This is a genomic window from Pseudomonas sp. BIOMIG1BAC (assembly GCF_001705995.2).
In the GTDB taxonomy this organism is placed as follows: domain Bacteria; phylum Pseudomonadota; class Gammaproteobacteria; order Pseudomonadales; family Pseudomonadaceae; genus Aquipseudomonas; species Aquipseudomonas sessilinigenes.
Genome location: NZ_CP049045.1, coordinates 479,349 through 504,939, shown reverse-complemented (window position 1 = coordinate 504,939; position 25,591 = coordinate 479,349). Strand labels below are relative to the sequence as shown.

At 64.4% G+C, this 25,591-nt stretch carries 27 protein-coding genes; 11 read left to right on the top strand and 16 right to left on the bottom strand.

Going from position 1 to position 25,591, the window contains the following annotated elements; genetic code table 11:
- Positions 1-14: 14 nt before the first annotated feature.
- The 12 genes from ATY02_RS02290 to ATY02_RS02235 form a co-directional block, all read right to left on the bottom strand.
- Positions 15-899 (bottom strand): transporter substrate-binding domain-containing protein, encoded by an 885-nt coding sequence (locus tag ATY02_RS02290; protein WP_068580119.1) that lies wholly within the window; start codon positions 897-899, stop codon positions 15-17.
- Positions 896-1,678 carry an amino acid ABC transporter ATP-binding protein gene (locus tag ATY02_RS02285; RefSeq protein WP_068580115.1) on the bottom strand — a complete coding sequence of 261 codons (783 nt, stop codon included), beginning with the start codon at positions 1,676-1,678 and terminating at the stop codon, positions 896-898. Before ATY02_RS02285 ends, ATY02_RS02290 begins: the two co-directional genes overlap by 4 nt.
- Positions 1,675-2,334, bottom strand: a complete 660-nt coding sequence (locus ATY02_RS02280) for an amino acid ABC transporter permease (protein ID WP_058438797.1) — start codon at positions 2,332-2,334, stop codon at positions 1,675-1,677. The genes ATY02_RS02285 and ATY02_RS02280 overlap by 4 nt, the downstream gene beginning before the upstream one ends.
- Complete coding sequence (locus ATY02_RS02275; RefSeq protein ID WP_068580113.1) at positions 2,315-2,980, bottom strand: amino acid ABC transporter permease; 666 nt, start codon at positions 2,978-2,980, stop codon at positions 2,315-2,317. The genes ATY02_RS02280 and ATY02_RS02275 overlap by 20 nt, the downstream gene beginning before the upstream one ends.
- 448 nt (positions 2,981-3,428) lie before the next feature.
- Complete coding sequence (locus tag ATY02_RS02270; RefSeq protein ID WP_053132753.1) at positions 3,429-4,211, bottom strand: MetQ/NlpA family ABC transporter substrate-binding protein; 783 nt, start codon at positions 4,209-4,211, stop codon at positions 3,429-3,431.
- A gap of 339 nt (positions 4,212-4,550) precedes the next feature.
- On the bottom strand, positions 4,551-5,471 hold the full coding sequence (locus tag ATY02_RS02265; protein ID WP_068580111.1) for a sigma 54-interacting transcriptional regulator: 921 nt from the start codon (positions 5,469-5,471) through the stop codon (positions 4,551-4,553).
- 58 nt (positions 5,472-5,529) lie between these two features.
- Positions 5,530-6,111: an alpha/beta hydrolase gene (locus ATY02_RS02260; protein WP_068580109.1), complete on the bottom strand. Its 582-nt coding sequence runs from the start codon at positions 6,109-6,111 to the stop codon at positions 5,530-5,532.
- A 296-nt stretch (positions 6,112-6,407) separates the two neighbouring features.
- A complete protein-coding gene (locus ATY02_RS02255) occupies positions 6,408-6,809 on the bottom strand; it encodes an ExbD/TolR family protein (RefSeq protein ID WP_053132759.1) in 402 nt (133 codons plus the stop codon).
- Between the two features lies 1 nt (position 6,810).
- Positions 6,811-7,536, bottom strand: coding sequence for a MotA/TolQ/ExbB proton channel family protein (locus ATY02_RS02250; RefSeq protein ID WP_068580107.1), 726 nt, complete (start codon positions 7,534-7,536; stop codon positions 6,811-6,813).
- A 41-nt stretch (positions 7,537-7,577) separates the two neighbouring features.
- A complete protein-coding gene (locus ATY02_RS02245; protein WP_068580105.1) occupies positions 7,578-8,393 on the bottom strand; it encodes an energy transducer TonB in 816 nt (271 codons plus the stop codon).
- 406 nt (positions 8,394-8,799) lie between these two features.
- Positions 8,800-9,123 (bottom strand): hypothetical protein, encoded by a 324-nt coding sequence (locus tag ATY02_RS02240; protein WP_068580103.1) that lies wholly within the window; start codon positions 9,121-9,123, stop codon positions 8,800-8,802.
- A 178-nt stretch (positions 9,124-9,301) separates the two neighbouring features.
- Positions 9,302-10,150: a LysR substrate-binding domain-containing protein gene (locus ATY02_RS02235; protein ID WP_068580264.1), complete on the bottom strand. Its 849-nt coding sequence runs from the start codon at positions 10,148-10,150 to the stop codon at positions 9,302-9,304.
- A 106-nt stretch (positions 10,151-10,256) separates the two neighbouring features.
- On the opposite strand from ATY02_RS02235, the gene ATY02_RS02230 reads away from it, so the two are divergent.
- From ATY02_RS02230 to ATY02_RS02195, 8 genes are all read left to right on the top strand, one after another.
- Positions 10,257-10,919 carry an ankyrin repeat domain-containing protein gene (locus tag ATY02_RS02230; RefSeq protein WP_068580099.1) on the top strand — a complete coding sequence of 221 codons (663 nt, stop codon included), beginning with the start codon at positions 10,257-10,259 and terminating at the stop codon, positions 10,917-10,919.
- A 28-nt stretch (positions 10,920-10,947) separates the two neighbouring features.
- Positions 10,948-11,409 (top strand): nucleoside deaminase, encoded by a 462-nt coding sequence (locus tag ATY02_RS02225; protein WP_068580097.1) that lies wholly within the window; start codon positions 10,948-10,950, stop codon positions 11,407-11,409.
- Positions 11,396-12,601 carry a CynX/NimT family MFS transporter gene (locus tag ATY02_RS02220; protein WP_068580095.1) on the top strand — a complete coding sequence of 402 codons (1,206 nt, stop codon included), beginning with the start codon at positions 11,396-11,398 and terminating at the stop codon, positions 12,599-12,601. The genes ATY02_RS02225 and ATY02_RS02220 overlap by 14 nt, the downstream gene beginning before the upstream one ends.
- A gap of 312 nt (positions 12,602-12,913) precedes the next feature.
- Positions 12,914-13,492, top strand: coding sequence for a hypothetical protein (locus ATY02_RS02215; protein WP_068580093.1), 579 nt, complete (start codon positions 12,914-12,916; stop codon positions 13,490-13,492).
- Positions 13,493-13,501: 9 nt separating this feature from the next.
- Entirely contained in the window at positions 13,502-13,708 is a 207-nt protein-coding gene (locus ATY02_RS02210; protein ID WP_022643915.1) for a helix-turn-helix domain-containing protein, read from the top strand.
- A gap of 87 nt (positions 13,709-13,795) precedes the next feature.
- Positions 13,796-14,467, top strand: a complete 672-nt coding sequence (locus ATY02_RS02205) for a hypothetical protein (protein ID WP_068580091.1) — start codon at positions 13,796-13,798, stop codon at positions 14,465-14,467.
- 105 nt (positions 14,468-14,572) lie between these two features.
- Entirely contained in the window at positions 14,573-15,001 is a 429-nt protein-coding gene (locus tag ATY02_RS02200; protein ID WP_164823617.1) for an SMI1/KNR4 family protein, read from the top strand.
- Positions 14,998-15,339 (top strand): hypothetical protein, encoded by a 342-nt coding sequence (locus ATY02_RS02195; protein WP_068580089.1) that lies wholly within the window; start codon positions 14,998-15,000, stop codon positions 15,337-15,339. The genes ATY02_RS02200 and ATY02_RS02195 overlap by 4 nt, the downstream gene beginning before the upstream one ends.
- Before the next feature lie 36 nt (positions 15,340-15,375).
- On the opposite strand, the gene ATY02_RS02190 is transcribed toward ATY02_RS02195, so the two are convergent.
- Positions 15,376-16,716 (bottom strand): aryl-sulfate sulfotransferase, encoded by a 1,341-nt coding sequence (locus ATY02_RS02190; RefSeq protein WP_068580087.1) that lies wholly within the window; start codon positions 16,714-16,716, stop codon positions 15,376-15,378.
- Positions 16,717-16,780: 64 nt separating this feature from the next.
- Entirely contained in the window at positions 16,781-19,153 is a 2,373-nt protein-coding gene (locus ATY02_RS02185; RefSeq protein WP_068580086.1) for a TonB-dependent receptor, read from the bottom strand.
- Positions 19,154-19,306: 153 nt separating this feature from the next.
- Between ATY02_RS02185 and ATY02_RS02180 the strand changes: the two genes are divergently transcribed.
- Both ATY02_RS02180 and ATY02_RS02175 read left to right on the top strand, forming a co-directional pair.
- Entirely contained in the window at positions 19,307-20,251 is a 945-nt protein-coding gene (locus tag ATY02_RS02180; RefSeq protein WP_068580083.1) for a LysR family transcriptional regulator, read from the top strand.
- 129 nt (positions 20,252-20,380) lie between these two features.
- Complete coding sequence (locus tag ATY02_RS02175; RefSeq protein ID WP_068580081.1) at positions 20,381-21,997, top strand: alkaline phosphatase family protein; 1,617 nt, start codon at positions 20,381-20,383, stop codon at positions 21,995-21,997.
- A 201-nt stretch (positions 21,998-22,198) separates the two neighbouring features.
- Here the strand turns inward: ATY02_RS02175 and ATY02_RS02170 are convergent, their stop codons facing one another.
- On the bottom strand, positions 22,199-23,104 hold the full coding sequence (locus ATY02_RS02170) for a TauD/TfdA dioxygenase family protein (RefSeq protein ID WP_068580079.1): 906 nt from the start codon (positions 23,102-23,104) through the stop codon (positions 22,199-22,201).
- Positions 23,105-23,288: 184 nt separating this feature from the next.
- Here ATY02_RS02170 and ATY02_RS02165 point away from each other — a divergent pair, with 184 nt between their 5' ends.
- Entirely contained in the window at positions 23,289-24,209 is a 921-nt protein-coding gene (locus ATY02_RS02165; RefSeq protein WP_068580077.1) for a LysR family transcriptional regulator, read from the top strand.
- Between the two features lie 34 nt (positions 24,210-24,243).
- On the opposite strand, the gene ATY02_RS02160 is transcribed toward ATY02_RS02165, so the two are convergent.
- Entirely contained in the window at positions 24,244-25,266 is a 1,023-nt protein-coding gene (locus ATY02_RS02160; RefSeq protein ID WP_068580075.1) for an ABC transporter substrate-binding protein, read from the bottom strand.
- Positions 25,267-25,591 lie beyond the last annotated feature (325 nt).

Here is a 25,591-nt window from a genome sequence, read left to right as displayed (position 1 = left end):
GCACCCGGGGCGTATCACCCCTGCCACTTGCCGCCTTCGACAATCACGCTGTCGGGGTTGGTGTCGTCGCTCAGCTCCTTGCGCACGTACTGGTCGTACAGCTTGAGCAGGTACTTCTGCTCGCCCAGCTTGGCCAGCTCGGCGTTGACCCAGTCACGCAGCTCGGTGTTGCCCTTCTTCACCGCCGGGGCGATCGGCGCCTGCTCGCCCAGGGTCTGTGGCAGCACGCGGTAACCCGGGTTCTGCTTGGACCAGCTGAACAGGATCAGGTTGTCCTGGGCGTAGGCATCGCCACGGCCATTGGCCAGGGCCTGCAGGGACTCGGTGTTCTTCTCGAACTTGAGCAGCTTCCAGTCCGGGTGGTTCTGGGTCAGCCAGATATCCGCGGTGGTGCCGGTGGTGACGATGGTGGTGCGGCTCGCCAGGTCATCCAGGCTCTTCACCGGGCTGCCCTCGGGCACCAGGGCCTGGACCGCGACCTTGAGGTTGGGGTTGGTGAATTCCACCGCTTCCTTGCGCTCGGGGGTCACGGTCATGTTGGCCAGGATCAGGTCGACCTTGTCGCTTTGCAGGAACGGAATGCGGCTGGCCGGCTCCACGGCGACGAACTCCACCTTGTTCTCGTCGCCCAGCAGGTCCTTGGCGAACTGCCGGCCGATGTCGGTATCGAAGCCCACGTAGCGCCCGGCCTCATCGACGAAACCGAACGGCGGCTTGTCGGTGAACACGCCGACGATCAGCTTGTCCCGGGCCTTGATCTTGTCCAGGTAGCTGGCCGCCGGCGCAGCGCTGGCGGCACTGGCCGCAGGCTTGGAGGCCTCGGAAGATTTATCGCAGCCGGCCAGCAGGGCCAGGCCGAACAGCGGTAGCAACAGCAGTGAAGACTTGACGGTTTTCATAAGAGCTCCAGTTCCTTTCTAGGGGCTTTCTTGGGTAATGCTTCGACGAACGAGAACTTCTCCAGGAACTGCTGCGCGCGGACGGTCTGCGGGTTCGTGAAGAAAGCCTCGGGGGTGTTCTGCTCGAGGATGCGGCCAGCGTCCATGAACACGATGCGGTCGGCCACGGCCCGGGCGAAGGCCATTTCATGGGTGACGATCAGCAGCGTCATGCCGTCCCGGGCCAGGCCCTGGATCACCTGCAGCACTTCCTTGACCATCTCCGGGTCCAGCGCCGCGGTGACCTCGTCGAACAGCATCACCTGGGGGTTCATGCACAGCGAACGGACGATGGCGATGCGTTGCTGCTGGCCGCCGGACAGCTGCCGGGGAAACGCCTGGCGCTTGTCCGCCAGGCCGACCCGTTCCAGCAGTGCCTCGGCCTGGGCCTGGGCCTCGCGGCGCTGGCGCTTCTGCACCTTGAGCGGGCCGAGGAGGATGTTGTCCAGCACGTTCATGTGGGGAAACAGGTGATAGCTCTGGAACACCATGCCGATCTGCTGGCGTACCTGGCGCCAGTCGGTGACCGGGGCCAGCAGCTCGCGGCCGGCGAAGCGCAGGTGACCGCCCTGGGCGCTTTCCAGGCCGTTGAGGCAGCGCAGCAGGGTGCTCTTGCCGCAGCCGCTGGGGCCGAGGATGACGATCACCTCGCCCGACGCCACGCTCAGGTCGATGTCGCGCAGCACCTGCTGCGAGCCGAAGAACTTGTTGAAACCCTGGAACTCGATCAATGCGCTCATGCTTGCGTCCAGCGCCGCTCCAGCACGCGGGAGGCGGCCGACAGCGGGTAGCAGATGAAAAAGAAAAACAGGAACAGGACGCCGTAGATCAGCACCGACTCGTAGGTACGCTCGATGATCTGCTGGCCGACCTTGATCACGTCCACCACGCCGATCAGCACCGCCAGGGAGCTGGTCTTGATGATCCGCGTGTAGACGTTGATGGTCGGCGGCGTCATGCGCTTGAGGGCCTGGGGCAGCAGCACGTGGCCATACAACTGCAACGTCGACAGGCCGATGGACAGCCCCGCCTCACGCTGGCCCCGGGGCAGCGAACGCAGCGCCCCGCGCACCACCTCGCCAACCTCACTGGCGCCCCACAGCGACAGCACCAGCACCGCACAGGTGAAGCTGGGAATGCTGATACCGAAGAAAATCGGGAAACCGAAGAACAGCAGGTACAGCCAGACCAGCACCGGGATCGCCCGGAACAGCTCCAGGTAGATGCGCAGCGGTACATCCAGCACTCGCCGCTGCAGGCTGCGCAGCACGCCATAGAGCACGCCGCCCAGGGTGCTGAAGACGATGCTCAGCAAGGAAATCGACAAGGTCTGCTCGGCGCCCCGGGCCAGTTGCGGCAGGGACACCAGCAGCAGCTCAAGACCCGAACTGGCCATGTTGCAGCCTCCTTTCCAGGTAGCTGAGCAACAGCGACAGCGGCAGGAACAGCAGCACGCAGATCAGCGTCAGTACCGCCAGCATCTCGTAGGTCTTGTAGTACAGGGCGATGTAGCTCTTGGTGGTGTAGAGGATCTCCGGCACCGCCACCGCCGAGACCACGGTGGTCTCCTTGAGCAGGAAGATGAAGTTGGCGAACAGCGACGGCAGGCTGAGGATGCCCGCCTGGGGCAGGATCACGTAGCGCAGCAGTTGCCAGCGCGACAGGCCGATGGAGCGCCCCGATTCCAGCTGGGCCAGCGGCACCGCTTCGACCCCGGCGCGCAGCACCTCGGTGAGATAGGCACCGCCGAGGAAGGTCATGGTGATGATCGCCGCGGTGAAGCCGGAGACCTTGATCCCCAGGGCCGGCAGGGCGAAGTAGACGAAGAACAGCTGGATCAGCAACGGCGTGTTGCGCGCCAGCTCCACGTACAGGCCGATCAGGCGGTGCACATAGGGCGTGCGGAACACCAGGAAGGTAGCGTTGATCAGCGCCACCAGCAGGGAGGTAGCGATGGCGATCAGGCCAACCTGCAGGGTCACCCCCACGGCCTTGAGGAACGCCGGCAGGGTGCTGAGGATGAAAGCGTAGTCGAGGGTCATTGAACGTCCTGGACGCCGCTGGGATACAGCGGCGGTGATGCAGTCCATGGGGCGATGGGTAATCGCCGGGGTGAGCGCGACTCTAAAGCTATAAAAAGCAGAATTTAAATACCGTTAAGGCATATTGATATCACCCAAAAACCTAACCCGCGGATTTGCCGGGCTGGCGTCGAGCGACTACCTTTTTTGCCTTGCCTGCCGGGTTCATGAGGGCCTAGGCATTTCCCAGGACGCGCAGCTTCACAAGGACGATGACCATGGCCGATGAAAAGACTCCGCAACCGCTCGATCCCCATGACTTGCTCAAATGGCTCATGGCCTTGCGCCGGGCCATGCAGCCGGCAGGCTGACGCTGGCCAAAGATTGCAGGCAATAAAAAACGCCGACGCTGGCCTAGCCGTCGGCGTTCGAACCTTGAAGGGGGTTGTCCGATGGACAAGCTAGCCCATCAGAAGGCCGGCAATACTGCGCCGCTGTATTTCTTCTCGATGAAAGCCTTCACTTCAGGGCTGGTCAGGGCCTTGGCCAGCTTCTGGATGGCCGGACTGTCCTTGTTGTCCGGACGGGCCACCAGGAAGTTCACGTAGGGCGAGTCGGCGCCTTCGATCACCAGCGCATCCTTGGCCGGGTTCAGGCCAGCTTCCAGGGCGTAGTTGGTGTTGATCATGTCCAGGTCAACCTGGTCCAGGACCCGTGGCAGCATGGCCGATTCCAGTTCCCTGAACTTGAAGTTGTGCGGGTTCTTGGCAATGTCCTTCGGAGTGGACACGGCGTTCTTCGGATCCTTGAGTTCGATCAGGCCGGCCTTGTGCAGCAGGATCAGCGCACGACCGCTGTTGCTGCCTTCGTTGGGGATGGCGATGCTGGCGCCGTCCTTCAGCTCGGCCAGGCTCTTGACCTTCTTCGAGTAGCCGCCGAAAGGCTCGACATGCACGCCGATCACGGTCTCCAGGTGGGTGCCCTTGCCTTCGTTGAAGTTCTTCAGGTACGGCAGGGTCTGGAAGTAGTTGGCGTCCAGGCGCTTCTGGTCCACTTGCACGTTGGGCTGCACGTAGTCGGTGAAGACCTTCACTTCCAGGTCCACGCCTTCCTTGGCCAGGGTCGGCTTGATCAGCTCGAGGATCTCGGCGTGCGGCACCGGGGTCGCGGCGACGACCAGCTTCTCGCCGGCCTGGGCGATACCGGCGCCCAGGGCTGCCGCCAGTGCGGTGAACAACAGAACTTTTTTCATGCGATGTCCTTAAGTGTCGGGGGACCGACGACGGCTTCAAACAGGGAGTGGATCGGGATACTGGTGAAGTGCCACTTTTGGCGTGGATCGGACAATACCGAGATTTTTTATTCCCGAACAATATCTTTTATTCAAGTTCATATTCCATTTTGTTCATACAGCCGGGAAGCCCCTGGCCAGAGCTCCCGCCTACCGCGGCGCCCGGTGAAGTGGTGTGGCCGCTGCCGAGCCTGCGAGCCCGCGCACGAGGACGCAGTCCTCGCGAAACGAACCCCTCCCAAAGCTCGTAGCACCGGGATAGACAGGCGCTACGCACCCAGGCGCAGCCTGCTCCAGTGCCTACACCGCCAGCAGTTGCTTGAGGGCGGCGCGGTCCGCCTCGGTGCCGGACTCGAGAATCCCGCGTACCAGCAAGCGCACCTGCTCCAGGGGCGCGGCCTGGGATGGCAGGTTGAGGTGTTCCGGAAGGATTTCCCCACCATCGCTGACCAGCAGGGCGAAGTGAATGACGTTCTCCAGCTCGCGGGTATTGCCCGGCCAGCTGTGGCGCTCCAGGACCTGCTGCGCGGCTTCACTGATCAGCGGCACCGGCAGGTCCAGGCGCTGGCTGTAGATCCCCAGGAAGTATTCGGCCAACGACTCGATGTCCCCCACCCGCTCACGCAGGGCCGGTAGCTCCAGCTGGCCCTCGCTCAGGTAGCGGTACAGGCGCTCGTGGAACTTGCCCGCCGCCACCGCCTGGGCCAGGTCGATGCTGGTGGCCGCCACCAGGCGCACATCCACCGGGCTTGGCTGCTGCGCGCCGACCCGGGTCACCTCGTGGTTCTCCAGGGCCGCCAGCAGCTTGGTCTGGATCGGCAGCGGCAGGTCGCCGATCTCGTCCAGGTACAGGGTCCCGCCATTGGCCGAGCCGAACCAGCCGGCCCGGCTGCTGGCCGAGCCGCTGAAGCTGCCCGCCGCATAACCGAACAGCTCGGCATCGGCGTAAGTCGGGCTGATGGCCCCGCAGTTGACCGAGACGAACAATCCACTGCGATCGCTGGCGCGGTGGATATGCCGGGCGAGCAGCTCCTTGCCGGTGCCGGTCTCGCCACGGATCAGTACCGAGGTCGAACGCGGCGCCAGTTGCTCCAGCTCCTCGCGCAGCTGGCGCGAACGCGGATCGACGAACACCAGCGCCTTGGCGCGGATGCTCAGGGGGCTTTTCTCGGCATCGGGAAAGGTCAGCAGCGGCTGGCCGAAGGGGGTATGCGAACTCATGGCGGACTCCCGCCCCAAGGCGCCTGGAGGCGGGGGCGTTTAAACGAAAAAAGAAAACTCAGGCACGACGCAGGGCGTGCTGTTCCATGCGGTTTTGCAGGCGGTAGAGATAGGCGAAACCCTGTTCCCAGCGATGGTGGCCGGACTTGACGTTGATATGCCCGGCACCGGCCAGGATCCCGGCTTCGGCGCCCCAGTCCCGGGCCAGCTCCAGGGCTCGCGCCGCGCTGACCGCGCTGTCGTTGTCCGAGCTGACCACCTGGCTGGGGAACGGCAGCAGGCCCCGGGGGATCGGAGCGAAATTGCGCAGCGCCGGCACACAGGCCGGACGCTCCACATCCGCCGGCGCCACCAGCAGTGCGCCACGCACCTGGCGCAAGGCGGCCAACGGCGCCCGGGCCGCCCAATGGGCCACGGTGACGCAACCCAGGCTGTGGGCGATCAGGATCACCGGGGTGTCATCGGCGACAATGGCTTCGGCCAGCGCCGCTACCCAGTCTTCCCGGCGCGGCGTCAGCCAGTCGGCCTGCTCCACTCGCGCACTGTTGGGCAGGCTGCGCTGCCAGTGGCTTTGCCAATGATCTTCTGGCGATCCTTGCCAGCCCGGCACAATCAAGTAGCGAATGGATTCGTTGCGCATGGGGAACTCTCCTGCTGCGTGTCTGTTCCCGAACGAGTATAGGGAGGGGATTTATATTGGTTAAGGAATAAGAAGCTATTTATTAAGACTCATAAAGAATATGAAACCCACCCCGCTCCGCCTTGTGCAATCGCTGCCGCAGGCGCGCAGCAGTCGCCAGGCAGTCCGTTCCATCGCGCACCTGAAGTGCCCTGCGGGCCTCGCTGCGCTCGACAGCGGCTACAGGGCTACAACAAAAAAAAGGCCGCACCCTGCCAAGGAGACGGCCTGAAAAGTCGTGGCTTTGTTGCTCGGTATCAGCGGGCGGTGATCACCGACAGCTTGGTGATGCCCGCACGCTCGATGGACGCCATGGCCCGGGCCACCTCGCCGTAGTTGACGCCATCGTCGGCCTGCAGCTGGACGCGGACTTCCGGGTCCTTCTGCTTGGCCGCTTGCAGGTTGGTTTCCAGGAGATCCGGCTGGATCTCGTCCTTGTTGATGAACAGCTTGCCGGTGCCATCGATGCTCACCACCAGCGGGTCCTTCTGCTCCACCGGGGCCACGGCCTCGGTCTTGGGCAGGTTGATGGGAATGGCATTGGTCAAGAGCGGCGCGGTGACGATGAACACCACCAGCAGCACCAGCATCACGTCCACCAACGGGGTGACGTTGATCTCGCTCAGTACCTCGTCGCTATCCTGGGTCGAGAAGGCCATGTCAGGAGGCCTCCTTCACTTTGTGGCCGGAGCCCTGGGCCGCGACCTTGTGCGCAGCCGGATGGATCAGCACGCGGAACGAACTCTTCTGCGCCAGGCTGTAGAAGTCATGGGCGAAGTCATCGAGGTCGGCGGCGGTCAGCTTCAGGCGCCGCAGGAAGTAGTTGTAGACCAGCACCGCCGGCACCGCGACGGCGATCCCCACGCCCGTGGCCACCAGCGCCGCACCAATCGGGCCAGCCACGGTTTCCAGGCTCGCCGAGCCCGCGGCGCTGATGCCCTTGAGCGCTTCCATGATCCCCCACACGGTGCCGAACAGGCCGATGAAGGGCGAGGTGCTACCGATACTGGCGACCACCGCCAGGCCCGTCTCAAGGGAGCGGCGCTCACGCACGATCTGCTGGCGCAGGGCACGCTCGAGCCGGTCCTGGTGGTTGATCGCCTGGCTCAGGTCGGCGGCGTGGGGCGCATCGCCCACCTGGATCGCCGCATAGCCGGCCTGGGCCACCCGGGCCGCCGCACCGGGCTGGGTTTCGCTCAGGGGCGCGGCCGAGTCCAGGCTCGACGCCGCCCAGAACTGATTGTGGAACTTGCGATCCTGGGCCTTGAGGCGGGCGAACTGCACGCCCTTGACCAGGGCCAGGCCCCAGGTGGCGACGGAGAAGACCACCAGCAGCCAGATCACCGCGCTTTCGATCGATTCCAGTGGAGATGCCAGTAACGTCATGATGTGTTCCCTCTATAAGCGTGTGGATCGGGCCTTGTGGCTCAATGGATCTTGAAATCGATAGGTACGCTGACCCAGCCGTCCTGGGCCACGTCGCCCTGCTTGGCCGGGACGAAGCTCCAGCGCTTGACCGCGGCCAGGGCCGCATCGTCGAGTTGCTGGCGCCCACTGCTCTTCTGGATCTGGATCTCTCCCGGCTTGCCGCTGGCCAGCACATGCACCCGAAGCAACACCGTGCCTTCCCAGCCCCGGCGCTGGGCCAGGGACGGATACTCCGGTGCCGGATTCTTCAAGTACGCCGCATTGGCCGAAGCCGGCGTCACCGGAGCGGGGGCCGGTGGCGCAGGTGGAGCCGGGGCAGCGACCGGAGCAGCCGGCTGGGGCGCTGCCGGAGCCTGTTGCACCGGTTTAGGCGCAGGTTTGGGTTCAGGCTTGGGCACCGGTTTTGGCTTGGGTTTGGGCACCGGCTTGGGTGGCAGTGGCTTCACTGCCAGCTCATCCTCCACCGGCGGTGGTGGCTCCACTACCGGCTGGGCTGGCTGCGGAGGCGGTGGCTCGACCACCGGCGGCGCCGGATGCGAGAACTCGATGGTCATGGGCGGGATTTCCGGCGGTACCACCGGCAGTACCGGCGTCGGCTTCTGGCTCAACCAGTAGATCACCGCGCCGTGCAATACCAGGGCCGCCGCACCCAGGAGGATCGCCTCGCGCCGGCGCAATACCCCCTTGGGCGTGCGCTGCAGGCGAGCCTGGCCCAACGGCGAGCGATGCGGCCGACCGAGGTCGACCAACTCGCCGCTGGGTGCCTGGCGCCATGGCACCTCCTGTGCACTGGCGACGGTCTGGACATTGCCCATTGATTCACTCCCTACGATCTTGTGCGGATAACCCGGCACCAGCGCTCTGACTCCCCCACGCAACGGTGCCGCCGGCCAATGATCCGCGCCCCACTCTTATCTCTTAAAGTAATCTTTCAAGTTATATATAGATCGATATGGAATATTGAAAATCAGCGAAACGCTCCAGCCCCCGTGAATCAAGGGCTGTAGCCGTCACGCTGAAAACCCATGCTTTACCGGCATGAAAAATATTCCCTGAAGGCATCGAAAACACCCGCTCGACAGTACTCCCACAACTAACCAAGACACTTTCCCAGCAACTAACATCAGGACCATAAACCTCCAGGCACGACAAAGCCGTCGGAATATCACACTATTCAAAATCAAATAGCGGATATCCGACGGCTGCCGGACTTGCAACTAATTACTGCTTGAGAAATTCACCACTCAAGCCAACTACATCACCGCTGAAGTTGCTGCGGGCCCCGGATGCACGCAAGCGGGCATAGTTGTGGTCGGGAGAGAACAGCGCCCAGGCCTGGTAACCGTAGCCGTCGTTATAGCCGGAGACATTGATGATGGTCGGCTGCCCGGTGCTGTTCTGGAAGTGGTAATGACCGGCGACGCTGTACTTGACTCCGGCCTGGGTCAACTCACCGCTGAACGAACCGTTGGAATCGTTGCCGTCGGTCACGACCAGGCGGGCGTCAGCGTTGGAGTTTACATAGGTGCCATTGATGCTCGACATAGTGCTGGTTTCCTTATGCAATTAAAGGTTTCTTCCAATGAGGCAAGTTCAGATAGAACTCACGAACCCAGCATGGTCGGCATTCATAAAGTTGTCCAAGCCAAACTATTGAATAAACTAATCAAATAGCTATAGAGCCCAGCACAGGACATATAAGCTATATCCATTTCAAGGCAACCTATAACTTTCCAGCCCCCAGAATTTGCAACTTCTCCTGCAGTTCCTTACCTGCCCGGCTCAAGCCGCTGCCGGCATACAGGGCCAGGCGCACGCCCTGGATATCCGGCAGGCCGCTGTCGGCATCGAGGATGCGGTGCTGCTTGCCCAGCACCCGCACCGGCAACAGGCTGATCCCCAGGCCCGCGCCCACCGCCGAGCAGACACTGGCCAGGCTGGCGCTGGAATAGGCGATGCGCCAGGGCCAACCGCCCACTTCCAGGTGATGGAGCATTTCCTGGCGGTACAAGCCCCCCACCGGAAAAGCCACCAAGGGCAGCGGTTCGCGACCGAAGGCCGGCTGCCGGAGGCTGTCGGCCCAACACAGCGGCTCGGGCCAGGAGTCCAGGCAGTCCTCGCCATGGCCCATCTGCTTGACCAGCAACAGGTCGAACTCGCCACGCCGGTATTGGCGCAGCAACTCCGGCCCCAGGCCGCAAGTGACCTCCAGGCGCACCGCCGGGTAGTCGCGGCCAAACCGTGACAGCAACGGCATCAGGCGCTCGGCGGCATAGTCTTCCGGCACCCCCAGGCGCAGTACCTCTTCGCTGCGCTGGTTGATCAGCACGTCGCTCGCCTCTTCGTGCAGCGCCAGGATGCGCCGGGCATAGGCCAGCAGTCGCTCGCCCTCCACAGTCGCCACCACCCGGCGCTGGTCGCGGTCCAGCAACTGGCAACCCAGGCTCTCCTCCAGGCGCCGTACCTGCTGGCTCACGGTGGACTGGGTCAGGTGCAGGCGCTCGGCAGCGCGGGTGAAGTTCTGGCAGTCGGCGACCGCCACGAAACTGCGCAACAACACGGGATCGAACATTGCCAAACCATTTTGATAGCCACTGATTTGCATGATTATATTTAATTTCAGAATACCCATGGGGTTGCTCATACTCGCTGTTCATCAGCAGGAGCGGGAGGTTTCCATGACATTCAGCCTGTCCCTCAAACGCGGCCTGTTGGCCGCCAGTCTGTTCACGGCGGGGGTGGTAATGGCCAACGACAATGCGTTGCTCGATGCGGTACGCAACGGACAGTTGCAGCAGGTACGCGAGCTCGTCGCCCAGGGCGCGCCGCTCGACGACCGGGGCCTGGACGGCAGCAGCCCCTTGCTGTTGGCCACCCGCAGCAACCAGGTGGAGATCGCCCGGGTGCTGATCGAGGCTGGCGCCGACGTCAATCGCAAGAACCTGATGCAAGACAGCCCCTACCTGCTGGCCGGTGCCAGCGGCTACGACGAGATCCTCAAGCTGACCCTGGCCCATGGCGCCGACCTCAAGAGCACCAACCGCTACGGCGGCACGGCGCTGATCCCGGCCTGCGAGCGCGGCCACGAGACCACCGTGGAGTTGCTGATCGCCGCCGGGGTCGATCTGGACCACGTCAACCGCCTGGGCTGGACCTGCCTGCTGGAGGCGATCCTGCTCTCCGATGGCGGCCCGGCGCACCAGCGCATCGTCAGCCGGCTGATCGCCGCCGGTGCCGACCTGAACCTGCCGGACCGCGCCGGGATCAGCCCCCTGCGCCATGCCGAACAACGCGGCCAGGAGGCCACTGCCCAACTGCTGCGCGAGGCCGGGGCCTCCTGAATTCGCGTGGCGCACGCCGGAGATTTGCATGCATAACGATCAACACTTCCTCGAACGAGCCGTGGCCCTGGCCCGGCGCAATGTCGAGCAGGGCGGCCGGCCCTTCGGCGCCTTGCTGGTGCGTGACGGCCAGGTCCTGGCCGAGGCGGTCAACGAAATCCACCTCAGCCAGGACCCCACCGCCCACGCCGAATTGCTGGCGATCCGCAGCGCCAGCCAGCAACTGGGGCCGCGCCTGGATGGCTGCGTGATCTACGCCAGCGGCCAGCCCTGCCCGATGTGCCTGGCGGCCATGTACCTGTGCGGCGTATCCCGGGCAGTGTTCGCCGCCAGCAACCAACAGGCGGCGCCGTTCGGCCTGTCCACCGCGGCGATCTACGAACAACTGGGCCAGCCCCTGGCGACCCAAACGCTGCCTGTACAGCACCTGCCGCAGGCGGCGATGAACGCGATCTACCAGGATTGGCAGGACCGTCATGGCGCGCACTGAATCAGCGTTCAAGACCTTCGCTGGCTGGGCCTTGCTGGTGTGCCTGGGGCTGAACCTGCGACCGATCCTCAGCTCGGTCAGCCCGCTGCTGAACCAGATCCGCGAAGCCACTGGCATGAGTTTCCAGAGCAGCGCCTGGCTCACCAGCCTGCCGGTGATCTGCATGGGCCTGGTGGCCCTGCTGGGTGTGCGCATCGAAGCGCGCCTGGGGGAACGCCGTGGGGTCTCCCTGGGGTTGCTGCTGGTGCTTTTGGCCTGCCTGGCGCGCCTGTACTTCGGCCAGGCACAGGCCCTGCTGACCAGCGCCTTGCTGGGGGGCGTCGGGGTCGCGCTGATCCAGGCCCTGGTGCCCGGGTTGATCAAGCGCCAGTTCCAGCAACGGGTAGCCCTGGCCATGGGCGTGTACTCGGCCTCGCTGATGGGCGGTGGCGGTCTCGCCGCGCTGCTCAGCCCGCAAGTGGCCCTGCACTTCGCCAACTGGCAGATGGGCCTGGGCGTCTGGCTGCTGCCGGCCATGGCGGCGCTGTTGCTGTGGACCTGCCTGCCCCTGGGAGCCGCCCGCCGCCCGGGTGCCCGATCCGTGACCGACAGCCTGTGGGGCAACCGCCGGGCCTGGCTGCTGGCGCTGTACTTCGGCCTGGTGAACTGCGGCTACATGAGCATGGTGGCCTGGCTCCCGGCTTACTACCTGCAGATGGGCTGGAGCGCCACGATGAGCGGTTCGCTGCTGGCGTTCATGACCGTGTTCCAGGTCATCGCCGCGCTGTTGATGCCCGCCTTGGCCCAACGCAGCGTCGATCGTCGGCCCCTGCTGGGCATCAGCCTCGCCGCCCAGGCCCTGGGGTTTCTCGGCCTGGTGCTGTGGCCGCTGCAAGCACCGCACGTGTGGGTGGCGCTGATCGGTTTCGGCCTGGGCGCCTGCTTCGGCCTGAGCCTGATCCTCACCCTCGACCACCGCCGCGATCCCCGGGCGGCCGGGCAACTGGCGGCCTTCGTGCAGGGCGTGGGGTTCTTGCTCAACGCCGTCTCGCCCTGGCTCACCGGCTGGCTGCGCCAGGTCACCGGTGACTTCACCAGTGCCTGGTGGGTGTTGGTCGCCGGTGCCGTGGCGATGCTGCTCCTGACCCGCATCTTCAGCCCGTCCAGCTACCAGCCCAGGGCCGGTTTCGACCCCGCCGCACAAGCCGCATGAGCCTGGGGCCGAGTCCATCAGGCGGCTCGTGCCGAGCCGTGCGCAGCCTACGGCAGCGGCTACGCGCAACCCTGTAGCCGCTGTCGAGCGCAGCGAGGCTGCGACCGGGCGCACAGCGCCCGCAACACCCAGCAACGCGCTGCGGCAGGTCACCCATGAACAGCAACCAACGGCCATCGACCGGGACTCAATGGAGTGGGCCAAAGCAATAAACGTTGGAGCGCGGGAAAATATTAGGGGAAATAAATTATTGTAATTCGATAATTATTTATCAATAATCCGCCACCCCCACAGTTTTTCAAGGAATACCGCATGCCCCTCCAAACCAATGGTTCCGCCCAATACCGGTTACGCCGGGTTGGCGTGCTGGCCGCGATCCTGGCCTGGGTCATGGGCGTGGTCGAAATCGGTGGCAACGCCGGGCTCTGGATCTACAGCAAGGACCAGGTTCTGGGTGCCCTGCTCGGGGTCTTCGCCGAACACTCGCCGCGCCTGCTGGAAGCGGACTTCAAACTCTCCACCCTGAGCTTCACCCTGCTGGTGATCCTGGACTTCCTGCCACTGCTGCTGACCAGCTTCGCCCTGTGGCTGACCGGCGTGTTCTTCCTGCGCCTGTCCCGAGGCGAAACCTGGAGTGATCGCAATATCCGTATCCTCTGGCGCGTGGGCATGCTGTGGATCGTCGCCCCGGCCACCTTCCCGATGATGGAGACCCTGCAAGGCCTGGCCCTGTCCATCGATCTACCGCCCGGCCAGCGCATCCTGCAGATCTCCGCAGGCTTCTCGTCCTACGCCGCTTACGAAGTGGTCAAAGGAATCTTGCTGTGCTCGTTTTCCATTATCATGCGCGACGCGAAAATCCTCAGTGATGAGCACAGTCACTACATATAGAACAATGAGATGACCATTATCGTTCGGCTTGACGTTGTCATGGCTAAAAACAAGATTCGCTCGAAAGAGCTGGCCGCCATCCTGGGCATTACCGAGGCCAATCTGTCGTTGCTGAAAAATGGCAAGGTCAAGGGGATGAAAATCGAAACCCTCGACAAACTCTGCGCCGCACTCGACTGCCAACCCGGCGACCTGCTGGAGTACCAGGCAGACTGAAACTGCGTCTCCCCCCTCGCGTGTGTTTGATCGAGTCCAGACCGTTAAAGCCTTTTCCAAGTCCTCACGTTGTTCAATGGCTGACTCATGACTCGTACCCTGCTCTACCCGCTGTTCCTGCTCGCCTGCCTGCTGACTGGCTGCGCCAACAAACTCGACGTGGCACTCAATGCCACTCCGGCCCCCGACTACTACTTCGACCACCAGGCCCCAGTGCTGGTGACCGTCAGCGGTGCCAACTCCGCCAACGCCCTCAACGCCCGCTACTACCTCAAGGACATGGTGGCAGCCCTGCATGGCATGGGCTTCAAGCAGGTGTTCACCGATGAACCGTTGCCCGAGAACCATCCGCCGTTTCGCATGAACATCGCCCTCGACGTGGGCAGCAAGAAATCCAGCTACCGCTATACCGCTACCGACTATGGCCAGGTTCCCAGCAGCTCCAAGATGGTCTGCAAACCGTCGTCGAAAAAGAACCAGAACATGGTATGCGACAGCACCCCGACCATGACCTGGGGCCCGGTAGGCAGCTCGGAACGCACCGGCTACACCACCCTCTCGACCTTCAACGTCGAGGCCAAGGATGCCAAGAGCCTGCGCACCGTGTTCCTGATGCGGGTCTCCTCGTCCAACGACGATTGCCAGGACACCAAGGTCGAGGACTTCCTGGTCCAGCAGGGCCTGGATCACCTGGACTTTCGCAATCGGGTGCACCGCAACTACAGCGTCACCCTGCCCGAAGGCCAGAGCTGCAAGTAGCTGCCTGCCAGGCGCTTTGCAACCGCTGCGGCGCCACGCCTACAATCGCCCCCGCCGCCCGCCCCCCAGGCGGGCGCAGCCCCTCGATCAAGGCGCAGGACAACCATGACCATGGACTGGAATGCCTGGGACATTGAACCCGGGTCGTCGGTAGACGAACAATTGATCGCCCTGGTGCAACAACGCCTGGGCGTCGAGTTACCGCCGCTGTACCTGGAGCTGGTGCGCTACGCCGAGGCCGCCACGCCAGGAATCGGCACCTTCGCCTATGGCAACGGCTACGCCTGCATCAGCGAATTCTTCGATTTCAGCCTGAACGACGACCCCTGGACCCTGCTCTGGTACGCCAGCCCTGGCCGCGTGCCAGGGCTCGCCGCCGGCAGCCTGGCGATTGCCCGGGATGCCGGCGGCCTGCTGATCTGCCTGGACTTCAACAGCCCGCGCGTGGCGGTGGAAATCTTCGACCCCGACAGCGCCAACCGCTACCCGGTGGCCGCCGACTTCCAGGCCTTCGTCGAGTTGTGGCAGCCATGAACACACCGCGTAGATGGATAGTCGTACCCACCAGCCAGGACGCCATGCAACGCCTGGACCTGGACCAGTGCCTGCCGGGCGACCTGGAGGAACTGGCCCTGTCCCCAGAGCAGTGGGCGAGCCTGTCGCGCAGCGACCTGCTGCCGAGCTTGAACCGCGCCCTGGGCACCCTGATCGACGACTACGAAGACGCCTCGATCCAGGGCCAGGCCGACCTCGCCACGGCGCTGGCGATCCTCACCCAGGCCGCGACCGCCGGGGATGAACTTATCCACAGGCTCATCGCCCTGAATCGACTGGCCCTGGAGCGGGACACCGGCCTGTACTTCTACTTCTGAGCGGGCAAGCGCCTTCGCCAGGGGGAGCTCGCGGGGTCAGATCCCGGCGCTGGCCTGTTTCAGCTGCGGCTCTGGCGCCTGCACGGCGGTTTGCGAACGCGGCGTGCCCTCCGGCACCCAGTCATAGTTCACCGGCAGCGCGCGATACACCCAGTTGCTCACCGCCTCGCTGCCCGGGGCCTTGCCCAGGTAGGGGCTGACGTATTCCCAGACGATCTCGCCAGCGCCGGTGACCTGGAAGAAACGCCCATTCATGCCCTCGTCGATCAGGGTGTTGCCGTTGGGCAGGCGCCGCGCGCTGCTGATGAACGAGCTGTAGAAGGCCCAGCCCGGTTGCCTGGAACTGGCGGCGCTGTATTGCCAGACGATTTCACGCTTGATCGGATCGATCTCCAGCACCCGGGAGCCGGCGATCAGCCCCAGGGGCACCGAGGGGTAGCCGGCCGTGCCCTGGTTGTCGAACACCAGCAGGTTGCCGGCCCCCGGCAGGCCGGCGGGGATGATGTGGGCATCGTGCTGACCGACGAACTGGTCCACCGGACGCGGCAGCTTGCCGGCGCTCTTGGGCTCGATCGGTGCCAGGTTCGGTCCCAGGCGCCAGACCACCTTGGCGCTGTGCTTGTCGATGATGGCAATGAAGTTGGCGTTGCGTGAATCGATCAACAGGTTGTCCGGGGCGAAGCGTTTGTCGCCGGCGTCGAACCAGCGATTGGGGCCCACCACGCTGAGGTTGTTGATGTGCAGGTAATCCGGGTTGCTGGTGCCGTGCACTAATTTCAACTGGGCGGGAGTGAAGCCGAACTCCTTGAGGTGCTCGGAGGCCAGCCACTGCCATTTGACCTGGCCGTCGGGGCTGACTTCGTAGATCACGTCGTCGATCACCTGGGGCACCTTGAAGCCCACCACCTTGTGCACCTTGTTGGCCAGCACCAAGGTATTGCCATTGCTCAACCGGCGCTGGTCATGGTGCTGCTGGGCCGCGCCGCCGGGGGCCTGGTCGCCCCATTGCCAGACCAGCTTGCCGTTCCAGTCCAGCTCGCCGACGCTCTGGTTGCCCAGGCCGTTGCCCGCCGAGCCGAGCGGGCCGGGGTCCTTGTCCTTGAGTTGCAACAGCACCCGGCCGCGCTCGCCGCCCACCAGTTGCGGGTCGATGATGGCCGAGGGAAAACCGGCCTGGGGCCAGTTCCTGACCTCGTTGCCGTTCATGTCGATCAAGTGGGTCTGCTTGTCGGCCCCGCTGAAGATCACGTACTGGTTATAGGCCTTGGCCGGGTCGTAGCGGGTCACGCCAGTGGGGTAGACGCTGGGCGCCGCGTGCAGCGCTCCGGCCAGCAAGGTGGTGGTCAACAAGACCAAGGGGGTTGTGGCGCGTGGCATGGCAGGCACTCCTGTTCGGGTTGAGGGGCGCCGGCAGTCCTGGCGCCAGGTGCGAAAGCGGACATCAGAAGTCGTAGCGACCGGTCACGCCCAGGGTTCGCGGCGTGCCCAAAAGGCCCTCATAGCCGCCGTTGCCGCCGGTCCAGAGGGTGGTGTAGTAGGTCTTGTCGAAAGCGTTCTTCAGCCACAGCGAGACATCCCACTGGCCCTGCTCGTAGTTGCCCCGCAAGCCGGTGGAGAGGTTGACCACGGCATAGCTGGGGATCTGCCCGTACTGGGAATCCTCCACCGTGCCCACGGCCTTGGAACGGAAGGCATAGCTGGCGGTGACGTACTCCTCCAGGCCGTTGTCCAGGTTCCACTTGTATTCGCCGTTGGCGTTGGCGATCCATTTCGAAGCACCCACCACCTGGTGCCCGGTGAGATCGCAGGACGCCGGCGCCCCGGGACGCAAGCTGACCTCCGGCGGGCATGGGGCATCCTTGTAGGACAGGTAACGCACGTCGTTATAGGAGCCGTTGAGGTTCAGGGTCAGGCCGCGCAGCGGCACCAGGGTGCTTTCCACCTCGACCCCGCGTGAGCGCACCGAACCGGCGTTGGTCAGGTACTGCACGCGGTTGCCATAGTCGTAGGCGTTGGTCTGGTAGCCGTTGACCTGGGTCCAGAACAGGTTGGCGTTGAGTTGCAGGCGCCGGTCCCACAGGGTGCTCTTGAAGCCCAGCTCGGCGTTGTTGGCGCGCTCGGTGCCGATCAGCAACGAGTCGGCGCCGGCCGTGGGCGCCGAGCCTACCGCCAGGTTGACCCCGCCGGATTTCTCGCCGTGGGACAAGGTGGCATAGCCCAGCAGGTCATCGCTGAAGCGGTAGCTCAGGTTGAGCAACCCCGAGGGGCTGGTGCTGTACTGGTTCAGGTCGCCGGAATCGTAGGCCCCGGCCCGGCCACGCCGGGCATTGGCCGCAGCCCCGGTGACCGCTACACCGCCCAGGGGTGCGTCGCGGCCGACCGAGGCGGTTTTTTCCTCGTAGGTGCCACGCAGGCCAGCGGTGAAATCCAGGCGCTCGGTGAGGTGCCAGGTGCCCTGGGCGAACAGGGCAAAACTGTCGGTGCGGATCTTGCCCTTGCCGATGCTGGTGACGTCGTTCAACGCACCGTTGGGCGTACCGTTCCAGATGTCGGCCTTGGGCCCGTAGTAGGCGAAGGACTTGTTATCCAGGTCCGAGCCGAAGTAGTAGGCCCCCAGCACGTAGTCGAAGAACCCGCCGCTGGGCGAGGCCAGGCGAAACTCCTGGGACCACTGCTTATCTTCCACCGAGACCCCGGCGTTGTAGGTGGCCGGCACATTGAGGCCATCGTCGTTGCGCGGGGTGAAGTTCCACCAGCGATAGGAGCTGACCGAGGTCAGGGTGAAGTCGCTGGGCAGGGTCCAGTTGGCTTCCAGCGAAGTGCCGCCCTGGAACACCGTGACGTGCTGGTCGTTGTCCAGGTTGACCTTGCGATGGCTGCCGTTGACCAGGGTCGCCCCCGCTGCCGCCGCGCGCGACTCATAGACATTGCTGCCGTTGATGGTCGGCCCGGTGCTGTACAGCACTCGGGTGCCGGCGCTGGAGTCCTCTTCGTTGTAGTCGCCGATCCAGCGCAGGTTGAAGCTCTCGTTGGGCTTGTACAGCAACTGGCCGCGAAAGCCCTGGCGCGAACCGCCGTTGAGGTCGTGGCCGTCGTGCTCGTTCTTGATGTCGCCATCGCTGCGGGTGCGATAGGCCGAGAACCGCCCCGCCAGCTCATCGGTCAACGGCCCGGAAAGGGTGCCCTTGGTCTGGAAGTAGCCATCCTCGCCCAGGGAGGTCTCGATGCTGCGCTCGGGGGTGAAGCTCGGCGCGCGGGTGCTGATGTTGATCACCCCGGCGGTGGTGTTCTTGCCGAACAGGGTGCCCTGGGGCCCGCGCAGCACTTCCAGCTGCTCGATGTCCATCAGGTCGAACACCGCCATCCCCGGCCGTCCCAGGTAGACGTTGTCGATGTACAGCCCGACGCTGCCTTCCAGGCCGTCGCTGGCCGGGTTGTTGCCCAGGCCGCGGATCGACACGCTGGACTGGCGCGCATGCATGTAGGCGACGTTGACGCTGGGCACCAGCTGTTGCAGGTCCTGGATGCGATAGACCCGCTGGCTCTCCAGGGCCTGGCCGCCGATCACGCTCATGGGCGTGGGCACGTTCTGCGAGCTTTCCTCGCGGCGCCGGGCAGTCACGGTCACGGTCTGCAACTGGCCGTCATCGGCCTTGGCCTTGTTGGCGCTGCTCTTGGCCGGGCTCGCCTGGGGCACCGGCGCCTCCTCGGCCCAGCTCGCGCTCCAGCCGGCACTGCCGGCCAGCAGCAGGGCCAGGGGCAGGCGCTTGAGCCGCCGAGGCGTGAGGGGTGAAGCGATGGACAACGGGCTCATGGGCGGCTCCTGGTCAGAAAACATACAGTTCGTATATTCCCTAAAGTTATTTATTTATGTTTTTACAAAGATTTACTGCATAAGAGATTGCCTTTATAAGGAGTCGACCTAATGCATAGCCAATGCATTTCCCCGATATTTTTTATGTGAAAAATGCATATCGACCTGCGCCAGCTCCGCCACTTCATCGCCCTCGCCGAGCAGCGCAGCTTCGTCGCCGCCGCGGCCACGGTGAACCTCTCGCAATCGGCCTTCAGCCGCAGCATCCAGGCGCTGGAGCACAGCGTCGGCTGCCAGTTGGTGGACCGTGGGCGCAAGGACCTGGCGCCGACCAAGCAGGGCCAACTGCTGCTGGAACACGCGCGGCGGCTGGTCAGCGGCGCCCAGCAGATGGCCAACGAAATCAGCCAGTTCAATGGCCTGGAAGCCGGGGAGTTGCGCTTCGGCTGCGGCCCGGCACCGGCGGCCGGGCTGATCCCCCGGGCCATCGGCAGCTTCATCGGGCGCTACCCCAAGGCCCGGGTGCAGTTCCAGGTGGAGGATTGGCAGAGCCTGGGCAAGCGCCTGCTGTGCGAGGAGTTCGAATTTTTCGTCGCCGATACCCGGCACTTCGAGGCCGACCCGGACTACCTGACCCAGCGCCTGCGCCCGCGCAAATGGCACTTCTGCTGCCGTGCCGGCCACCCCCTGGCCGGGCGCGACAGCGTCAGCGCCAGCGAGCTGATGAGCTATCCGCTGGCGGCGACCATCCGCCCGCCGAACCTGCGCAAGGTCATTGTCGATCTCAGTGGCAAGCCGGACTTCAAGCCCAATGTGGAATGCGAGAACAGCTACAGCCTGCTGGGGGTGGTGCTGCGCTCGGACGCCATCGGCATCGTCGGCTCCTACAGCGATGCCCTGCACCAGGCCAAGAGCGAGCTGGTGTGCCTGAAAATCGAGGGGCTGGCCGACGACCTGGAGGAGCTCTACACCCGCTACGGCATCGTCAGCCGCGCCGGGTATCGGCTGTCGCCGCTGGCCCAGGCGATGATCGAGGAGATCAAGCACCTCGACGCACAGGATGAGGAGCTGTGCTCGCTGCACAAGCTCGCCATCTGATCCGACTTGCCGGCGATGGCGTCCTCAAGAGCGATGCACATCACGCATGAAAAGCATGCGGCAAATGCGCTTGCCGGCATCCCCTGGGGAAGGCGAAAACCCTCACCTGTCTTTCGATCGGTGAAGCCCATGTCCCCTACCCCCCAACCCGTGCGCAACGTGCTCTACATCATGTGCGATCAACTGCGCCGGGATTACCTGTCGTGCTACGGCCACCCGCACCTGCACACCCCCAACATCGACCGCCTGGCCGCCGCCGGGGTGCGCTTCAGCCGCGCCTACACCCAAGGCACCATCTGCGGCCCGTCGCGGATGTCGGCCTACACCGGGCGCTACGTCAGCAGCCACCAGGTGGCGTGGAACGCCGTGCCCCTGCCGCTTGAGGAACTGACCCTGGGCGACTACCTGCGGCCCCACGGCATCCGCACTGCATTGGTGGGCAAGACCCACGCCACGCCCAACCTGGATGCCCAGCAGCGGCTGGCCATCGCCGCCGACAGCCCCCAGGCCGAGCAGTTGAACGAAGTAGGCTTCGAGCCCTGGTTCCGCCACGACGGCATCTACCCCGACGACCCGCTGTTCGACGATAAGCGCGAGTCCGCGCCCTACACCCACTACCTGCGTGAGCGCGGCTACGCCGGGCGCAACCCCTGGCATGACTGGGCCAACGCCGCGGCCGGCGAGCAGGGGCAGATCCTCAGCGGCTGGAAGATGCGCCACGCGCACCTGCCGGCGCGGGTCGCCGAAGAGCATTCGGAAACCGTCTACACCACTGACCGCGCCATCGATTTCATCCACGAACAGGGCGAGCGCCCCTGGTGCCTGCACCTGTCCTACATCAAGCCGCACTGGCCCTATATCGCCCCGGCGCCCTACCACGCGCTCTACGGTGCAGAGCAGGTACTGGCGCCGGTGCGGGCCGCGCCGCAGGACGCCAGCGACCATCCGGTGTACCAGGCCTTCCGCCAGCACGAAGAGAGCCTGAACTTCTCCCGCGATGAGGTGCGCGCCAACGTGGTGCCCACCTACATGGGCCTGATCAAGCAGGTGGACGACCAGCTAGGCCGGCTGTTCGATGTGCTGCACAGCAGCGGACGCTGGGACGACACCCTGATCGTCTTCACCAGCGACCATGGCGACTTCCTCGGCGATCACTACCTGGGGGAAAAGGAATTCCTGCTGGAGCCGGCGGTAGGCGTGCCGCTGATCGTCCGCGATCCACGGCCAGCGGCGCACAGCACCCGGGGCACGGTGGATGCACGCCTGGTGGAAACCATCGATGCCCTGCCGACCTTCCTCGAGGCCCTGGGCTTGCCGGGTGCCGAGCACCGCCTGGAGGGCCGCTCGCTGATCCCACTGCTGCATGGCGCCACGCCGCCCTGGCGCCGCTACGCCATCAGCGAATACGACTACGCCTTCCAGGCCCCGGCCCGGGAGCGCCTGGGCCAGCCCATCGACCGTTGCCGCATGACCATGGTGCGCAGCGAGCGCTGGAAGTACCTGGCCTACGACGGTTTTCGCCCGCAGCTGTTCGACCTGCAAAACGACCCGCAGGAGCTGCACGATCTGGGGGCCGATCCGGCCTATGCGTCGGTGCGCGAGGAGCACCTGGGGTATCTGCTGGAATGGCTGCGTGGCCTCAAGCGCCGGACCACCATCAGCCATGGGGAGATCGACCTGCGGGGCCAGCGTTTCCGCTACGGCGAGCCGGAGGCGGAGAAGGTGGTACAGATCGGCGTGTGGTGAAAGCGGGGGGGCGAAGGCCTCGTTCTTGCGTAGGAGCGAGCGGGCGGCGATCCGACTTGCCTGCGAAAAAAACGCCAATCCGCCACCGTCCCGAAGCCGCTGCGGCGATTGTGTGGCCCTCGGGACCCTTCGGGCCCTTCGCAGCCTCGCAAGCTCGGCAGCGGCTACAGGATTGGTGGTGACCTGCAGCCGTCGGGGCGTTCACGCCCCCTTGGTGGTCTGGCTGCGCTGGCCCTGGACACCCACCGGGACGTCGCCCTTGAGGGTCACCCGACGCACGACGCGGTCCTGGCTGCCGTAGTCGTCGACGGCGTAGTGCTGGGTCGAGCGGTTGTCCCAGATCGCCACGTCACCGGCACTCCAGCGCCAGCGCACGGTGTTCTCCAGGCGCGTGACATGGCTTTGCAGCAGGTTGAACAGGTGCGCCGAATCGGCCTGGGAATAGCCCTTGATGCGCTTGACGAAATGCCCCAGCACCAGGCTCTTCTCGCCGCTCTGGGGATGCACGCGGACCACCGGGTGCTCGGTCTCGAACACCGTGGAGGTGAAGATCTTGCGGTAGCGCTCCAGCCGTTCCGCCGAAACGTCGGGCTTGACCGAGGCATAGTCGTACTCGTTGCTGTGCACCGCCCACAGCTGGTCCGCCAAGGCCCGCAGCTCCTCCGGCAGCTCGTTGTAGGCAGTGGCGGTGTTGGCCCATACGGTGTCGCCGCCGAACGCCGGGGCCACCACCGAGCGCAGGATCGAGGCCTTGGGGTAGGCGTCGACGAAGGTCACGTCGGTGTGCCAGGAGTTGGCCCGCTGGCCCTGGGCGCCATCGAGTTCCATCAGGTAGCGGGTGCCGTCGCGCACCGGCACGGTGGGGTGGGCCACCGGCTCGCCCAGCAGGTGGGAGAAGGCTTCCTGGCTCTGGTCGTCGAGGTGGGCCTGGCCACGGAAGAAGATCACCTTGTACTGCACCAGCGCCTGCTCGATGGCCTGCACGGTAGCGGCATCGAGCTCGCCGGAAAGTTGCACGCCACGGATCTCGGCGCCGATACGGCCGGCCACCGGGTGGATTTCAAGGGCCTGGACAACAGGTTTGACAGCTAAAGCGGCATTACTCATCGAAGACACCCTCAGCGGACTGCTCATGGTTGAAATCGCCGTGAAACAACGCTCTATCTATATTCATTTTAGATCTAATAGATAAATACATGCTTCATTGACGGAATAAGAGCTTGCATTTAAAACCTCATTCCTCACTCGTCGCAAATGCCTTCGAGCTATTTTTCGGATGCCGGGAAAGCATATGGATCTTCGCCAATTGCGTTACTTCATCGCCCTCAACGAGCACCGTAGCTTTGTCCGCGCCGCCGATGCCATGGGCATCACCCAGCCGGCCTTCAGCCGCAGTATCCAGGGCCTGGAGCAGGAGTTCGGCTGCGTGCTGGTGGACCGGGGCAACAAGGACCTGCGCCCCACGCCCGAGGGCCAGGTGGTGCTGCAGCATGCCTTGAGCCTGGTGCAGGGTGCGGCCCTGCTCAGCAGTGAAGTGACCCAGATGACCAAGCTCGATGCCGGCGAGGTGCGCTTCGGCTGCGGCCCGGCGCCTGCGGTGAAGCTGGTGCCCGACGCCGTGGCGCAGTTCACCAGCGCCCACCCGCGGGTGCGCACCTGCTTCGCCGTGGATAACTGGGAAAAACTCAGCCGCAGCCTCAACCGCGAGGAGATCGAGTTCTTCATCGCCGACATCCGCCACTTCGAGGCCGATCCCAACTACCAGACCCAGGCCCTGACGCCCAAGCGCGGGGTGTTCTTCTGCCGTCCCGGGCATCCGTTGCTGGCCAAGGAAAGCCTGTCCACCAACGACATGTTCGACTACCCCCTGGCCACCACCCTGATCCCGCCGGGCATTCGCAAGTTGCTGGCCAACCTGAGCGGGCGCATCGACTTTTCGCCGACCATCGAGACCGAGCATTTCCCGGCGCTGGTGAAGATCGTTCGCCAGTCCAATGCCATTGGCGTGGGCACCGCCGAGGCGTTCGCCGAGGATATCGCCCAGGGTTCGCTGGCCCTGCTGCACTGGCGCAACCTGCCGCAGAACATAGACAGCCTGAACGCCCGCTGCGGCATCGTCAGCCGCAGTGGTTTTCGCCTGTCGCCAGCGGCCCGCAAGATGATCGAAGTGCTGGTGAGCGTGGACCAGCAGCAAGTCGCCATCGCCCTGTAGCCGCTGACGAGCAGCGCGCGGCTGCGACCGGGCGCTACAGGCCGGCGGCGGCCAGTTGTGGGGCGACCCATTCGCTGACCTTGAACGGCTTGCGGATCAGCCGCTCCTTGGCTGCCAGGTCCACGGCATCCTGCAACCGGCCGAGGAACACCGGGTCCAGGGTCGAGGGGAAGATTTCGCTCAGGCGCTGGTCCTTGAGGTCATCCTGGAGAATCACCGGTGGATAACTGGCCAGCCCCGACACCAGCTGGATATAGGCCTCCTTGTTGCTGTCCTGGGTCAGCCATTGCACCGCCTGCTGCTGGGCCTTGAGCAGTTTTTCCACCGCTTCGGGATGCTCGTCGACGAACTTGCCCGACCCTACCAGCACCGCCTGCACACTGCCGGCATCGCCCAGGTCCTTGGTACTCAGGGGCAGTTCGGCCAGGCCTTTGCTGCGCAGGGCAGACAGCCCGGTGCTGCCCCAGGAGGCGTCGATTTGCTTGGCCGCCAGGGCCGCCACGGCGGCATTGAAGTCGAGGTTGACCACCTTCAGGTCCTTTTCGCTCAGGCCCCGGCTGGCCAGGGCCGCATCGAAGGACAACTGGGTGGCGGTGCCACGGAACACCGCCACGCGCTTGCCCTTGAGGTCTTCCAGGGTCTTGATCCCCGACCCCGGCGCAACGCCCAGGTAATGCTTGACCCCACGGGCCGTGGCACTGAGCAGGCGGGTATCCAGGCCATTGGACTTGCCGATGATGGCCGCCAGGTCGCCAAGGTAGGCCAGGTCCACCTGGCCATTGGCGAAGGCTTCGTTGATCACCGGCCCTGCGCCCTTGAAGAAATTCCACTGGATCTTGATGCCCTGGTCGGCGAAGGCCTTCTCCAGGATCTGCTGGTGGCGCAGCACATCCACCACCCCGCCGGAACTGTGCTGGGTGCCGGCGCTGAGGTCGGGCACGGCGATGCGGATTTCCTTGAGTTCGCCAGCCTGGGCCAGCAGCGGCAGGTAGCCCAGCAGCCCGGCCAGGGCCGGCGCGGCCAACAGGCTGATCACACGTTTGAAGGGAAGGTTCATGGGGACGGCTCCTGGAGGGCAAAGGCGTTGAGGAGCCCAAGGTAGGCCCAGCAGGGCAAGGCATTTAAATACTAAAAATTCACATTTTAATAACAAAAAGAAATAAATCAGTCAGTACGGGGCTCCTCCGGGAACATGCGGAAAATGCATGGAAAATATTCTCCAAATGCATTGGATGCGTGGCGACGGGAAGCCTTAAATGGCCTCTCTTATCGCTCAATAGCATTGATGTGATTTTTAATAGAACACAAATGCATATTGTAGGCGCGATCGGTTCCGCCACGCCTGGACGTGGCCCGCCCCATGCCATGCCGCACCCGACGAC

Excerpts from the sequence above, each read along its gene's own strand:
- ATY02_RS02160 (WP_068580075.1), bottom strand. The coding sequence starts at position 25,266 with ATGAACCTTCCCTTCAAACGTGTGATCAGCCTGTTGGCCGCGCCGGCC.
- ATY02_RS02280 (WP_058438797.1), bottom strand. The coding sequence starts at position 2,334 with ATGGCCAGTTCGGGTCTTGAGCTGCTGCTGGTGTCCCTGCCGCAACTG.
- ATY02_RS02290 (WP_068580119.1), bottom strand. The coding sequence starts at position 899 with ATGAAAACCGTCAAGTCTTCACTGCTGTTGCTACCGCTGTTCGGCCTG.
- ATY02_RS02265 (WP_068580111.1), bottom strand. The coding sequence starts at position 5,471 with ATGAGTTCGCATACCCCCTTCGGCCAGCCGCTGCTGACCTTTCCCGAT.
- ATY02_RS02190 (WP_068580087.1), bottom strand. The coding sequence starts at position 16,716 with ATGCCACGCGCCACAACCCCCTTGGTCTTGTTGACCACCACCTTGCTG.
- ATY02_RS02175 (WP_068580081.1), top strand. The coding sequence starts at position 20,381 with ATGTCCCCTACCCCCCAACCCGTGCGCAACGTGCTCTACATCATGTGC.
- ATY02_RS02245 (WP_068580105.1), bottom strand. The coding sequence starts at position 8,393 with ATGGGCAATGTCCAGACCGTCGCCAGTGCACAGGAGGTGCCATGGCGC.
- ATY02_RS02200 (WP_164823617.1), top strand. The coding sequence starts at position 14,573 with ATGACCATGGACTGGAATGCCTGGGACATTGAACCCGGGTCGTCGGTA.
- ATY02_RS02225 (WP_068580097.1), top strand. The coding sequence starts at position 10,948 with ATGCATAACGATCAACACTTCCTCGAACGAGCCGTGGCCCTGGCCCGG.
- ATY02_RS02165 (WP_068580077.1), top strand. The coding sequence starts at position 23,289 with ATGGATCTTCGCCAATTGCGTTACTTCATCGCCCTCAACGAGCACCGT.
- ATY02_RS02255 (WP_053132759.1), bottom strand. The coding sequence starts at position 6,809 with ATGGCCTTCTCGACCCAGGATAGCGACGAGGTACTGAGCGAGATCAAC.
- ATY02_RS02215 (WP_068580093.1), top strand. The coding sequence starts at position 12,914 with ATGCCCCTCCAAACCAATGGTTCCGCCCAATACCGGTTACGCCGGGTT.
- ATY02_RS02235 (WP_068580264.1), bottom strand. The coding sequence starts at position 10,150 with ATGTTCGATCCCGTGTTGTTGCGCAGTTTCGTGGCGGTCGCCGACTGC.
- ATY02_RS02230 (WP_068580099.1), top strand. The coding sequence starts at position 10,257 with ATGACATTCAGCCTGTCCCTCAAACGCGGCCTGTTGGCCGCCAGTCTG.
- ATY02_RS02185 (WP_068580086.1), bottom strand. The coding sequence starts at position 19,153 with ATGAGCCCGTTGTCCATCGCTTCACCCCTCACGCCTCGGCGGCTCAAG.
- ATY02_RS02170 (WP_068580079.1), bottom strand. The coding sequence starts at position 23,104 with ATGAGTAATGCCGCTTTAGCTGTCAAACCTGTTGTCCAGGCCCTTGAA.
- ATY02_RS02285 (WP_068580115.1), bottom strand. The coding sequence starts at position 1,678 with ATGAGCGCATTGATCGAGTTCCAGGGTTTCAACAAGTTCTTCGGCTCG.
- ATY02_RS02270 (WP_053132753.1), bottom strand. The coding sequence starts at position 4,211 with ATGAAAAAAGTTCTGTTGTTCACCGCACTGGCGGCAGCCCTGGGCGCC.
- ATY02_RS02220 (WP_068580095.1), top strand. The coding sequence starts at position 11,396 with ATGGCGCGCACTGAATCAGCGTTCAAGACCTTCGCTGGCTGGGCCTTG.
- ATY02_RS02240 (WP_068580103.1), bottom strand. The coding sequence starts at position 9,123 with ATGTCGAGCATCAATGGCACCTATGTAAACTCCAACGCTGACGCCCGC.
- ATY02_RS02205 (WP_068580091.1), top strand. The coding sequence starts at position 13,796 with ATGACTCGTACCCTGCTCTACCCGCTGTTCCTGCTCGCCTGCCTGCTG.
- ATY02_RS02275 (WP_068580113.1), bottom strand. The coding sequence starts at position 2,980 with ATGACCCTCGACTACGCTTTCATCCTCAGCACCCTGCCGGCGTTCCTC.
- ATY02_RS02195 (WP_068580089.1), top strand. The coding sequence starts at position 14,998 with ATGAACACACCGCGTAGATGGATAGTCGTACCCACCAGCCAGGACGCC.
- ATY02_RS02180 (WP_068580083.1), top strand. The coding sequence starts at position 19,307 with ATGCATATCGACCTGCGCCAGCTCCGCCACTTCATCGCCCTCGCCGAG.
- ATY02_RS02260 (WP_068580109.1), bottom strand. The coding sequence starts at position 6,111 with ATGCGCAACGAATCCATTCGCTACTTGATTGTGCCGGGCTGGCAAGGA.
- ATY02_RS02210 (WP_022643915.1), top strand. The coding sequence starts at position 13,502 with ATGACCATTATCGTTCGGCTTGACGTTGTCATGGCTAAAAACAAGATT.
- ATY02_RS02250 (WP_068580107.1), bottom strand. The coding sequence starts at position 7,536 with ATGACGTTACTGGCATCTCCACTGGAATCGATCGAAAGCGCGGTGATC.